The organism is Pantoea sp. GABEPS69, assembly GCF_045780835.1.
Lineage (GTDB): Bacteria > Pseudomonadota > Gammaproteobacteria > Enterobacterales > Enterobacteriaceae > Pantoea > Pantoea septica.
In genome coordinates this window covers 587,750-600,279 of sequence record NZ_CP118618.1, presented here as the reverse complement: position 1 = coordinate 600,279, position 12,530 = coordinate 587,750, and the positions used below count along the sequence as shown (strand labels likewise).

Sequence of the window (12,530 nt, the reverse complement as noted above, 5' to 3'; positions counted from 1 at the left end):
ATACACAGTGGCTTAAACAGCTTAACTTAACAGGGAAATGTCATGCATATCCGTGCCATGTTCGGAGAAACGCTTTTATTTATGTCACTCATATTCTCGGCAACCGCCGCGCAGCCTCTTACCCCGCCCGCTCCTCACGCGCAGCGTATCTCGGTACAGACGCAAGGCGCAGGAACGGATGTCATTTTGATTCCCGGGCTGGCGTCGTCGCGCGAAGTCTGGGCCGATTTAGCTGCAGAATTACGTAAGAAACACCGCATTCATCTGGTAGAACTTGCGGGCTTTGCGAATACGCCAGCCATTGCCAACCCTGAGGGAAAGGTCATCGCGCTGGCAGCTGAGGCCATCGCAGACTATATCCAGACCCAGCACATCAACGCGCCGGCGATTATTGGCCATTCTCTTGGGGGAGAGATAGCCTTGATGCTGGGCGCGCGCTACCCCAACCTGGTCGGTCGCCTGATGATTGTCGATGCTTTACCGTTCTACACGTTGATGATTGATCCTGCGGCGACCAGCGAAACGGCTGAGCGGCACGCCGCCCCTATGCGGGACTGGCTGCTGCAGCAGTCGCCAGAGCAATTCGAAGCGTCCCAGAAAGCATCCATAGCCCGTTTAGCCATGACCGAGGCGGTGAGGCCCGCACTGGTGGCGGCGAGCATCCGTTCCGATCGCAAAACCGTTGCGGATGCCGTGTATGAACTGATGGTGACCGATTTGCGTCCCGAGCTAGGCCGTATCAAAGCGCAGATGGAGATCGTCTATGCGTATGACGCCTTATTTGGCATACCGGCAACCCGCGTAGAGGCGATGTACCGTCAGGCCTATGCCTCTGCACCGCATATCCGTTTCACGCGTATTGATGAGAGTTTTCACTTTGTGATGCTTGATCAGCCAGAACGGTTCGCCAGTGCGGTTAAGGCATTTTTAAATGAATAAAGGATGTTCAGGGCGCAAGCACCGCTTCTGGCACCAGGCGGGCTGATATGCAGGCCGATGTCCGCTATGAGCGAGGAGCGGACGTTCGGTGCCAGAATAAACCACAGCAACTCTAAGGAACCAGGCGCCGCTCTGCAGACAAAATCCTTATAGCCAAATAACCAGTACAATACATTCGGAGTGAAATATTGCACTGCCTTGAGACGTTTCCGTGTTAAAAACACAGGATTAACTTACATGGAGATGTTGTTATTTATGGCTTTTTTTTCTGGGGTTACCGGGCGGCTATTTCTGATAAACGTGATGACCGCCATTTCATATGCCTTCATTTTGCCTGTAATGAGCCTGTTTCTAATAAACGGATTGCATGCAAGCCCGATTTTTATCACTTTCTACAGCCTGGGATTTGCCCTGTCGGGATTATTTTTCAGCCAGCTGATGGGCTCGCTTGCAGATAAAGGATATTCGGTCAGGCAACTTTTCATGATTTCTGTTATGGCGCTTTTTCTGGCGGGCTTAGCCTTCAGTTTCTGTCGTCAACCCATTGAGGCTCTGGCCATCGGCATTCTCCTGATGGGGCCAGGCAATGCGTCTATCCCGTTACTTCTGTCGATGATCCGAAAGCATTCACTGACCGCAGGACTTAACGCTACGCGGCTCAATACGCAAATGCGTTCGGGCGTTTCAATTGTATGGATTGCCGGTCCTGCCCTGGCATTTGTCTTTGCCGACAGATTTGGATTCAGCTTTAATTTTCTGGCCTCAGCCCTGCTTTCAGCCATGACCTTACTTGCCAGTCAGTTGCTGCTTCCAACGAATAAAAAAACCGTCGATACAGGCATAAAAAAAGCAACTCAAGCCGGTAAAGCCTCTGTCACGGGTATGATTTGGATGCTGGGCGCAGTAATGATGCTGGCAAACTTATCCAATAATATGTACCTGACCATTATGCCACTGTACCTGGTACACGAGCTTAATTTACCAGCCTCGTTTCCGGGCTTCCTGCTGGGCGCAACCGCGATAATGGAAATTCCCGTTATGCTTGCCGCTGCACATCTGGCTGAGAGAACAGGTAAAGAGCCGCTGATTATGGCTGGTTTTTTGTTTGCTGCCGTCTATTACTGCCTGCTTCAAATGGCCACCAGCATGACCGAACTTATCGTGTTGCAACTTTTTAACGGATTATTCTTCGGTATTTTTGTCGGCTTGGGCATTTCTCTTATTCAGGACGCGTTGCCGGAACGTAGCGGTTTCGCATCTGCATTTCACTCCAATGCCATGCGCACAGGCATGATGGCAGGTAACGGGATTGCCGGGCTGATGGCGCAACTGGCCGGTTTTAAAATGACTTTGCTTATTCCATTGTTATCAGTCTGTTGCGCTGCTTTACTGATGTTTTGCATAAACAGAAGTCATTCTGTAAAGAAGCGTTCGGTAACGGGCTGACTACGCACATATAAATAAGGGCTGGCAGAACTGCGCTGCCCTGGATGCATTTTATGGGCCTCGCGGTCTCTCTGTAAGGATGATGAAAACGAGCTGAACGTCCGCTGCTGGCACGAAGCGGACATTCGCACTAAAACGCCGTCATCTGCGCACAGCGCCTTCTTTAGAGATAAAAGTCTGACGCCCGGAGAGCAAAGCCTCCCGCGACAGGACAAAAACAAAAAGGGCAGCCCGCAGGCTGCCCTTTTCTCACGCGCGCAAATTTACTTCGCGGCGGTTTCCATCCCCATCAGGCCGATCTTGAGATAACCCGCGCCGCGCAGCTTATCCATCGCGCTCATCAGGGTCTCGTAATCGACCGACTTATCAGCCTGGAAGAAGATAGTGGTCTCTTTGTTGCCTTCGGTCTGGCTGTTCAGCACCGCCACCAGCGTCTCCGGCGTCACCTGCTCATTGCCGATATAAAACTGCTTGTCCGCTTTAATCGACAGATAGACCGGCTTCTCCGGCCGCGGCTGCGGTGCGCTGGTCGAGGCGGGCAGATTAACGCGAACATCCACGGTCGCCAGCGGCGCGGCCACCATAAAGATGATCAGCAACACCAGCATAACGTCGATAAACGGCGTGACGTTGATTTCATGCATCTCGCCGTCGGTTTCCAGATCGTCGTTTAATCGCATCGCCATAAACTTAACCTACGCGTAATTTCTGAGCGGTCGGGCGAGCTTCAGCGCTTTTCGCGTTAAGGTTGCCCAGGTCGATATCGCGGCTCTGCAGCAGCAGAATCTGCGCGGCCACGTCGCCCAGCGACGCTTTATAGCCCACGATCATGCGCGCGAAAACGTTATAGATCACCACCGCGGGAATCGCCGCCACCAGGCCGATAGCGGTGGCCAGCAGCGCTTCGGCGATGCCGGGCGCGACAACCGCCAGATTGGTGGTCTGGGTCTGCGCGATACCGATAAAGCTATTCATAATGCCCCAGACCGTCCCGAACAGGCCGATAAACGGTGCGACGGAACCGATAGTGGCGAGGAAGCCGTTGCCGCGACCGGCGTGGCGGCTAAAGGCGGCGACGCGGCGCTCAAGGCGAAAGCTGGTGCGCTCTTTAATGCCGTCGGTATCTTCGACGCCCGCCGAAAGCGCAATCTCGTTTTGCGCATCATTCAGCAATGCCGCGCTGTGGCTGTGGCTCTTGAACTGCGCGGCGGCGCGGGCGGCGTCGCCCAGGCTGCGGGCTTCGCCCAGCGCCTGCTGCTCGCTTTTCAGTCGACGTTTCGCCGCGCTAAGCTCGGCAAACTTTCCGAAAAAAATCGCCCAGGTGACGACCGACGCCAGCAACAGGCCGATCATTACCACTTTTACCACGATATCGGCATGTTGATACATGCCCCAAACAGAGAGATCCGTTTGCATTAAGTCACTGGCTACCACGCTGCGTCTCCAACTTCATATGCAGGAATAATGGATAAGCGCGAATAATAGCAAAAAACCGGCGAATTGATAGTAGTTCTCATTACTATTTACAAACAGTACGCCGCTCTCACCGGGCTGTTGCCAACCTTTTATGACACTTTTCAGCGCTATTTCAGAAATGTGATTTCCCGTATAAATTTATTAAAACATCGTTTCAAAATGTGAGCTTGTTCATTTAATCAACATTGCCGCATTTTCAGCCAGCACGATTTGCTTATTCTGGCAGCACGCGGGCCACTTCCTCTGCCGCCTATGACCTGTGCCCTCCTCTATCTGCCTGGAGAAAAAAATAATGAGAGTGAATAAATGGATCCTTGCCGTTTCCGTCTCTGCTGCGCTTGGCCTGAGCGCGGCTCCGGCATCGGCGAAGGTATTAAAAGTGGCGGAGGTCCAGCCCGCTGGCTACCCCACCGTCGTGGCGCTGCAGCATATGGGCGACAAGCTGAAACAGGCGACTAACGGGCGGCTGGAGATGAAAGTCTACGCTGGCGGCGTGCTGGGCGATGAAGATCAGACGCTGCAGCAGGTGCAGCTCGGCGCCATCGATATGATCCGCGTCTCGCTGGCACCGGTCACCACCATCGCGCCGGAAACCAGCGTGCTGACGCTGCCCTACATCTTTCGCGACGTCGACCATATGCACAAGGTGCTGGACGGTGAGGTCGGCAAGCAAATTGTCGACAAATTCGACGCCGACGCCAACGCGCGCATGGTGTTTCTCGGCTGGACCGACGCGGGCGAACGCAACATGATCACTAAAAAGCCGCTCAGCAAGCCGGACGATCTCAAAGGAATGAAAATCCGCGTGCAGAACAGCGCCATCTCGCTGGCAACGCTGAAAGCGATGGGCGCCAACCCGGTGGCGATGGGCGTCAGCGAAGTCTTCAGTGCCATGCAGACCGGCGTGGTGGACGGCACCGAGAACAACCCGCCGACCTTCGTCGCTCACAACTATCTGCCGGTCGCGAAGTACTACACCCTGACCGGCCACTTTATCCAGCCGGAGATGATCCTCTTCTCAAAAACCTCGTGGGCGCGCCTGTCGCCGGAAGACCAGGCGCTGCTGAAAAAGCTCGGCAAAGAGGCGCAGGATGAAGAGCGCCAGCTGTGGGCGACCTACACCCAGCAGTCGATCGAGAAGATGAAAGCGGGCGGCGTGACCTTTCAGGAGACCGACAGAGACTATTTCATGAAAGCGACGCAGCCGGTGCGCGATCAGTTTGGCGGCAAATATCAGGATCTGATGACGCAAATCGCCGACGTTAAATAACCTTCCGCCGCCGCGCCTTCCGCGCGGCGTTATTCAGGTAACGCATATGAACCGATACTCTCGTCTGATGGATGGGCTCTATCTGCTGTGCATGGGCATCGCCGCCGTCGCGCTGTTGATTATGGTGACGGTGATCCCTATCGGCATTTTCGCTCGCTATGTGCTTAACGGCGCGCTGGCCTGGCCCGAGCCGGTCGCCATCGTCTGCATGATTATTTTTACCTTTATCGGCGCGCCGGTCGGTTTTCGCGCCGGCACCCATATTTGCGTCTCGATGGTGACCGATCGCCTGTCGCCTGCCGCGCAGCGGCTGATGCTGCGCCTGTGCGATCTGCTGATGGTGGTGACCTGTTTGATCATCTTTCAGGCGAGCTACAACCTGTGCGTGGCGATGTGGATCCAGCCGCTCGCCTCGCTGCCCTCGGTGACCTACGGCGAGATGTATCTGCCGATCCCCATCGGCGCGCTGTTTACCCTGTTGTTTGTTATCGAGCGGCTGCTGAACGGCGATCAAAGCCAGCGGCCTGTGGTGGTTTTAGGCGGTACCCATTAAGGAGCGACCATGGACGCATTGATGTTGATCGGCAGCCTGGTTGTGCTGCTGTTGTTGGGATTTCCCGTCGCCTTCGCCGTGGGCCTCAGCGCCTTTATCGGCGCATGGTGGATCGATCTGCCGCTGGAAGCGGTGGTTATTCAAATTACGAACGGCGTCAATAAGTTCTCGCTGCTTACCATCCCCTTCTTTATCCTGGCGGGGGCGATTATGGCGGAAGGCGGCATCGCGCGGCGGCTGGTGAACTTCGCCTATATCTTTGTCGGCTTTATTCGCGGCGGGCTGTCGCTGGTGAATATCGTCGCCTCGACCTTTTTCGGCGCGATTTCCGGCTCGTCGGTGGCGGATACCGCTTCGATCGGCTCGGTGATGATCCCGCAGATGGAGCAGAAAGGCTATCCGCGCGACTTCGCGGCGGCGGTCACCGCCAGCGGCTCGGTGCAGGCGGTGCTGACGCCGCCCAGCCATAACTCGGTGATTTATTCGCTGGCGACCGGCGGCGTGGTGACCATCTCCTCGCTGTTCGTCGCCGGCATCTTTCCCGGCCTGCTGCTGGGCTTCTGCCTGATGGTGATGTGCCTCGCCTTCGCGCGCAAGCGCGGCTATCCCAAAGGTGAGCGCATTCCGTTTCGCCAGGCGGTGAAGATCTTCTTCGACGCCTTCTGGGGTCTCTTTACCATCGTAATTATCCTGGGCGGTATTCTCTCCGGCATTTTTACCGCGTCGGAGTCGGCGGCGATCGCCTGCCTCTGGGCCTTCTTCGTCACCATGTTCATCTACCGCGACTTTAAATGGAGCCAGCTGCATATCCTGCTGTTCCGCACTATTAAGACGGTGACTATCGTGATGGTGCTGATCGCCTTCGCGGCGGGCTTCGGCGCGGTGATGACCTTTATGCAGCTGCCGACCATTATCACCGACGCCTTTACCAGCCTGTCGGATAACAAGTACGTTATCCTGATGTGCATCAACCTGCTGCTGCTGGTAATCGGCACGCTGATGGATATGGCGCCGATTATCCTGATCCTGACGCCGGTGCTGCTGCCGGTGGCGACCGCGCTTGGCATCGATCCGGTGCACTTCGGCATGATCATGATGACCAATCTCGGCATCGGGCTGATCACCCCGCCAGTGGGCACGGTGCTGTTTGTCGCCAGCGCGGTGAGCAAACAGAAAATCGAGCAGGTGGTCGGCGCGATGCTGCCTTTTTACGGCATTCTGTTTTTGGTGCTGATGCTGATTACTTACGTTCCGGCGATTTCGCTGTGGCTGCCGCGTTTGATGGGGGTGATGTAATCGGTTAAAAGGCGGCGCGGCGCGCCGCCTTTCCACTCTCGGGCAGGTTCTGAATATCAGGATTTGGGGTCAACCCTGACCGGCAATTCGTGGTAACGTGAAGGCTTTGTAGCAGGCGGCAGGGCAGACACGAATGACGACCAAAAAAATCGATACCACCTTAGTCAGCGCGGGGCGCAGCAAACGTTACACGCAGGGCGCGGTCAACAGCGTGATTCAGCGCGCCTCTTCGCTGGTGTTCGATAGCGTCGCCGATAAAAAGCGCGCCACGGCGGGACGCGCCACCGGCGAGCTCTTCTATGGCCGCCGCGGCACCCTCACCCACTTCTCGCTGCAGGACGCGATGACCGAGCTGGAGGGCGGCGCGGGCTGCGTGCTCTATCCCTGCGGCGCGGCAGCGGTTGCCAACGCCATTCTCTCGTTCGTCGACGCGGGCGACCATGTGCTGATGTGCGGCGCCGTCTATGAGCCGACGCAGGACTTCTGCACCAAAATCCTCAGTAAGCTCGGCGTCGCTACCACCTTCTACGATCACACCATCGGCAGCGAAATCGGCGCGCTGGTGCGCCCGGAAACCCGCGTGGTGTTTCTCGAGTCTCCGGCCTCCATCACTATGGAGGTGCAGGATATTCCGGCAATCGTCGCGGCGGTGCGCGCAAAGGCGCCGGACGCGGTGATCATGATGGATAACACCTGGGCGGCAGGCTTTTTCTTCAACGCGCTGGCGCACGGCGTCGATATCTCGATTCAGGCGGGCACCAAGTACCTGATCGGCCACAGCGACGCAATGATCGGCACCGCAGTGGCGAACGCGCGCTGCTGGGAACAGCTGCGCGAGAACTCCTATCTGATGGGCCAGACGGTAGATGCCGACAGCGCCTATATGGCGAGCCGCGGCCTGCGCACCCTCGCCACGCGCCTGCGCCAGCATGAGGCGAGCGCGCTGCAGGTGGCGGAGTGGCTGGCGACGCGGCCGGAAGTGGCGCGCGTCAACCATCCGGCGCTGGCGCAGAGCAAAGGCCACGCCTTCTGGAAACGCGACTTCAGCGGCAGCAGCGGCCTGTTTTCTTTCGTGCTGCATGAAAAACTGGGCGGCGAAAAACTGGCGCATTACCTCGATCGCTTCCACCATTTCAGCATGGCCTACTCGTGGGGCGGCTACGAGTCGCTGATTCTGGCGAATCAGCCGGAAGAGCTGGCGGCGATCAGGCCGGCGGGCGGCGTCGACTTTGACGGCACGCTGGTGCGCCTGCATATTGGTCTGGAGCATGTCGACGACCTGATTGACGATTTAACGGCAGGTTTTGCACGCCTGACGCAGTAGTAACTTAAACAGAACCTCAACCACGCCATGGCGACCGGCCGCAGATCAAATTTCTCTGCCGGATTGCCGCTAAAATAGATTCCTTGTGACTCGATGGGATAGCAGATGAGTGTTTTACACGAGATTGTTCATGCGCTCTGGCATCAGGATTTTGCCGCGCTGGCCGATCCAAATGTGGTTTGGGTAGTTTACGGCGTGATGTTTCTGACGCTGTTTCTGGAGAACGGCCTGCTTCCCGCCTCTTTTTTGCCGGGCGACAGCCTGCTGCTGCTGGCGGGCGCGATGGTCGCCAAAGGGGTAATGGATTTTTTCCCCACCATGGTGATCCTCACCACGGCCGCCAGCCTCGGCTGCTGGCTGAGCTACCTTCAGGGACGCTGGCTCGGCAACACGCGCCTGGTGAAAAGCTGGCTGATGCATCTGCCGGCGCAATATCATCAGCGCGCGTGGCAGCTGTTTAACCGCCACGGCCTGATGGCGCTGCTGGTTGGCCGCTTCCTGGCGTTCGTGCGCACTATTCTGCCAACCATGGCGGGCATTTCCGGCCTGCAGAATGGCCGTTTCCAGCTGTTTAACTGGCTGAGCGGACTGCTGTGGGTGGCGATTGTGGTGGCGTTTGGCTACGGCATCAGTCAGGTGCCCTTTATCAAACGCCATGAAGATCAGGTGATGGCGATCCTGATGGTGCTGCCGATGGTGCTGCTGTTTGTCGGCCTCGCGGGCAGTATCGTGGTGATCTGGAAAAAACGTCGCCAGAAACAGGCCTGATCGCGCGGCGTCAGGCCTGTGGTTCCGCCACGGTCTGACGCACGCGGCTAATCTCCTCTCCCGGCGTCACGCCGAAATAGCGCTTAAACTCCCGTGAAAACTGCGATGGGCTTTCGTAGCCCACCCGCACCGCCGCCGCGCTCGCCTTCAGCCCGTCATGCAGCATCAGCAGCCGCGCCTGATGCAGACGATAGCGCTTCAGGTACTGCAGCGGCGAGGTTTGCGTCACCGCCTTGAAGTTGTGATGAAACGCCGAGACGCTCATGTTCACCTCTGCCGCCAGCGCATCGACGCTAAGGTTGTCCGCATAGTGGTTTTCGATGCGGCGCAGCGCGCGGGCGATCTGGCTGAACTGGGTCTGACGGCTCACCAGCGACAGCAGCGCGCCGCCCGTCGGCCCGGTCAGCACGTAGTAGATAATCTCCCGCACGATCTGCGGCCCCAGCACGCGCGCGTCGCGCGGATGCAGCATAACGTCCAGCAGGCGCTCCGCCGCGCACAGCATCGGCTCGGTCAGCCAGGCGGAGTGAATGCCGGAGGTCTGCGGCTGCGGATGGAAATCTTCGTCGTCGCCAATCTCGATCAGCAGATCCTGCAGGCTGGCGGTATCGACCGTCAGGAACATGCCTGCCACCGGCTCTTCCGGCGACGCCCAGGTTTCGCACTCGACCGGCAGCGGCACGGTGAGCATCAGATATTTCGTGGCGTCATAGGTAAAAACGGTGCTGCCGAGATAGCCGGTTTTGCTGCCCTGAAACAGAATCACGATACCGGGCTGGTACATCATCGGCGTACGCGGCTGATATTGATTAAGGTAGATCAGGTTGACGTTTTCCACCGGGCAAAGGCGGTTGCGTCCATGGGTCATTAGGGTCACGACCTGTTTCGCCAGGTGTTGACACAGAGCTTCGTGCGCCATGCATATCTCTCGCAGAGTAAAGAAACCAGTCTGCCAGGCTGCTGCGAAATTCGCCACTGAAATGGAGAAACAGGCAAGACTTCCGCAGGATCAGGCAGGGCAGGAAACGGAATTGCCAGCCACAATGAAAACGGGGTCAGGTTTGTTGACTAGACTTAAGCCTCACAGGTTCACTGCAACAGAAAGGAGCACCTATGGCAGATCAACCGATTATCAAACTGCACGACGGCAATATGATGCCGCAGCTGGGGCTTGGCGTATGGCAGGCGAGCAACGAAGATGCCCATCGTGCCGTGCTCAAGGCGCTGGAGGTCGGCTACCGCTCGATCGACACCGCTGCCGCCTATAAAAACGAAGAGGCGATCGGCCAGGCGTTACAGGATACCGACGTGCCGCGCGAAGAGATTTTCGTTACCACCAAGCTGTGGAACGACGATCAGCAGAATGTGCAGCAGGCGATGGAAACCAGCCTGAAAAAACTGCAGCTGGAGCAGGTCGATCTCTACCTGATGCACTGGCCGTGCCCGGAGAAAGATCACTATGTCGACGCCTGGAAAGAGATGATCAAGCTGCAGCAGCAGGGGCTGACCAAAAGCATCGGCGTCTGTAACTTCCACGAAGCGCACCTGAAGCGCCTGCTGGATGAAACCGGCGTCTCACCGGTGGTCAATCAGATCGAGCTGCATCCGATGCTGCAGCAGCGCACGCTGCACGCGTGGAACGCCATGCATCAGATCCAGACCGAATCCTGGAGCCCGCTGGCACAGGGCGGCGAAGGGGTGTTCGATCAGGAGATTATTCGCCAGCTGGCGAAGAAGTACGGCAAAACCCCGGCACAGATCGTTATCCGCTGGCATCTCGACAGCGGGCTGGTGGTGATCCCGAAATCGGTGACGCCTGAGCGTATCGCGGAGAACTTCGCCGTGTTCGATTTCCGCCTGGAGAAGACCGAGCTGAGCGAAATCGCGAAGCTGGATCGCGGCAACCGTCTGGGGCCGGACCCGGAAACCTTCAATTAATGCAGGCTATGCGCGCTGTCCTTGCGGGCAGCGCGCCCTTTTCGCCTGAATCCTTACGCCGTCGGCTGCACCAGCAGCTGTCCCGCCGTGCCGAGATCGGCCAGCTCCAGCGTCTGGCTGTAGTAGACAAAGGGAAAATGATCGGACGAGCTTTGCGGAAAGCTCACCAGCAGCTCGACCTCGCCATCCACCCAGACGGTATCTTTCCAGCCGCGATCTTCGCCCATCGGCTGCGCGCCGTTGACGCTCTTGATCAGGAACATCGCTCCCTGAATATGCATCGCCTGCGGCCGGTCGGCGCGCAGGATCCAGCGCTCGAAGGTGCCCTGCTGCACGGTAGTATCGATGCGGTTCAGATCCCACTGCGCGCCGTTGATGCCCGGCATATCCTCGCCGATGCGGAATTCGCGCGTGCGCGTCGCCATGCCGTCGAGGATCTGATCCGCCAGCAGGCGCATCGGCAGATTATCGGTCACCAGCGGCAGCAGACCGGTCGGACGTAGCGTCAGCACCAGCGTATTGGTGAGGATCGATGAAGGTTCGAACAGGCCGCGCAGGCGGTCCATAATGCCCGCCGCCGTGCCGGCGGTAATCGACACCTCGTCGCCCTGCGACATATCTATCAGCACTTCACGGCGCTCGCCCGGCGCTAGCGAGAGCTGCTGCACCGCCACCGGCGCGGGCAGAAAGCCCTGATCGCTGGCGATAACGGTAAAGGGACGGTTATCGCTTAGCGACAGCTGGTAGCGGCGCGCATTCGAGGCGTTGAGCAGGCGCAGGCGCACCCAGCCGCGCGACACCTCGACAAAGGGATTCTGCACGCCGTTGACCAGCAGCACGTCGCCGAGAAAGCCGCCGTCGCGCGGCGGATCGTAGGCGGGCGTGCCGAAGTTATCGAGGCGCTTGTCCTGAATGATCAGCGGGAAGTCGTCGACGCCGTAGTGGCGCGGCAGCGGCAGCTGCTTGCTCACCTCATCCTCGACAAGCCACATGCCCGCCAGCCCGTTGTAAATGTGCGGCGCCATGTGGTTCGGCGTGCTGGCGTGGTACCAGCAGGTCGCGGCGTTTTGGCGGATCGGCAGCACCGGCGCCCAGTCAGCGCCGGCGGACATCATGCGCGGCGCGCCGCCCATCAGCGCGCCCGGCACCTGCAGGCCGCTGACGGTCATCGCCACCGGCTCGTTAAGGCGGTTGCTGTAGATGAGCTTAACGTCGTCGCCGCTGTAGACGCGCACCGTCGGACCGAGATAGAGCCCGTTGACGCCCCATACCGGCACTTTGTTGTTGTCGCCGAGAAAGGACCAGTGGCTGCGCATCAGCGTCAGAAAGATCGGCTGACCGCGACGCGATTCGATAAGCGGCGGCACCGGCAGCGGCGTATCGCCGCCGGGCGCGGAGGCGGCGCGCGCCGCAGAAGGTAAGAGACCTGCGCTAAGCGCAGCGCCAGCAGAAAGCTGGATAAACTGTCGTCTGCTGAAAGACATAGAACGTCAAACCCTTTACGCGTGGCGCTTGCGCGC

General features: G+C 58.2%; 12 protein-coding genes. 8 read left to right on the top strand and 4 right to left on the bottom strand.

What is annotated here, in order from left to right:
* Positions 1–42: 42 nt before the first annotated feature.
* Positions 43–939, top strand: coding sequence for an alpha/beta fold hydrolase (locus PVE98_RS02960; protein ID WP_096073811.1), 897 nt, complete (start codon positions 43–45; stop codon positions 937–939).
* A gap of 237 nt (positions 940–1,176) precedes the next feature.
* On the top strand, positions 1,177–2,385 hold the full coding sequence (locus PVE98_RS02955) for a sugar efflux transporter (protein WP_200879039.1): 1,209 nt from the start codon (positions 1,177–1,179) through the stop codon (positions 2,383–2,385).
* A gap of 263 nt (positions 2,386–2,648) precedes the next feature.
* Here PVE98_RS02955 and exbD read toward each other — a convergent pair whose 3' ends face one another.
* Both exbD and exbB read right to left on the bottom strand, forming a co-directional pair.
* The gene (gene exbD / locus PVE98_RS02950) at positions 2,649–3,071 is read right to left on the bottom strand and encodes a TonB system transport protein ExbD (protein ID WP_033792211.1); all 423 of its coding nucleotides are present in this window, start codon (positions 3,069–3,071) and stop codon (positions 2,649–2,651) included.
* Between the two features lie 4 nt (positions 3,072–3,075).
* Positions 3,076–3,801: a tol-pal system-associated acyl-CoA thioesterase gene (gene exbB / locus PVE98_RS02945; protein ID WP_333620471.1), complete on the bottom strand. Its 726-nt coding sequence runs from the start codon at positions 3,799–3,801 to the stop codon at positions 3,076–3,078.
* A 352-nt stretch (positions 3,802–4,153) separates the two neighbouring features.
* On the opposite strand from exbB, the gene PVE98_RS02940 reads away from it, so the two are divergent.
* The 5 genes from PVE98_RS02940 (at position 4,154) to PVE98_RS02920 (ending at position 9,072) form a co-directional block, all read left to right on the top strand.
* A complete protein-coding gene (locus PVE98_RS02940; RefSeq protein WP_313619052.1) occupies positions 4,154–5,131 on the top strand; it encodes a TRAP transporter substrate-binding protein in 978 nt (325 codons plus the stop codon).
* Positions 5,132–5,177: 46 nt separating this feature from the next.
* Entirely contained in the window at positions 5,178–5,684 is a 507-nt protein-coding gene (locus PVE98_RS02935) for a TRAP transporter small permease (protein WP_033752443.1), read from the top strand.
* A gap of 9 nt (positions 5,685–5,693) precedes the next feature.
* Positions 5,694–6,980 carry a TRAP transporter large permease gene (locus PVE98_RS02930; protein ID WP_033752445.1) on the top strand — a complete coding sequence of 429 codons (1,287 nt, stop codon included), beginning with the start codon at positions 5,694–5,696 and terminating at the stop codon, positions 6,978–6,980.
* A gap of 133 nt (positions 6,981–7,113) precedes the next feature.
* Positions 7,114–8,304 (top strand): cystathionine beta-lyase, encoded by a 1,191-nt coding sequence (gene metC / locus PVE98_RS02925; RefSeq protein WP_096073813.1) that lies wholly within the window; start codon positions 7,114–7,116, stop codon positions 8,302–8,304.
* A gap of 105 nt (positions 8,305–8,409) precedes the next feature.
* Complete coding sequence (locus PVE98_RS02920; RefSeq protein ID WP_033752447.1) at positions 8,410–9,072, top strand: DedA family protein; 663 nt, start codon at positions 8,410–8,412, stop codon at positions 9,070–9,072.
* A gap of 10 nt (positions 9,073–9,082) precedes the next feature.
* Here the strand turns inward: PVE98_RS02920 and PVE98_RS02915 are convergent, their stop codons facing one another.
* Positions 9,083–9,991, bottom strand: coding sequence for an AraC family transcriptional regulator (locus PVE98_RS02915; RefSeq protein WP_033752449.1), 909 nt, complete (start codon positions 9,989–9,991; stop codon positions 9,083–9,085).
* A 194-nt stretch (positions 9,992–10,185) separates the two neighbouring features.
* Between PVE98_RS02915 and dkgA the strand changes: the two genes are divergently transcribed.
* Positions 10,186–11,010, top strand: coding sequence for a 2,5-didehydrogluconate reductase DkgA (gene dkgA, locus PVE98_RS02910; protein ID WP_033752450.1), 825 nt, complete (start codon positions 10,186–10,188; stop codon positions 11,008–11,010).
* Positions 11,011–11,063: 53 nt separating this feature from the next.
* Here dkgA and ftsP read toward each other — a convergent pair whose 3' ends face one another.
* Positions 11,064–12,494 (bottom strand): cell division protein FtsP, encoded by a 1,431-nt coding sequence (ftsP, locus tag PVE98_RS02905; RefSeq protein WP_096073815.1) that lies wholly within the window; start codon positions 12,492–12,494, stop codon positions 11,064–11,066.
* Positions 12,495–12,530 lie beyond the last annotated feature (36 nt).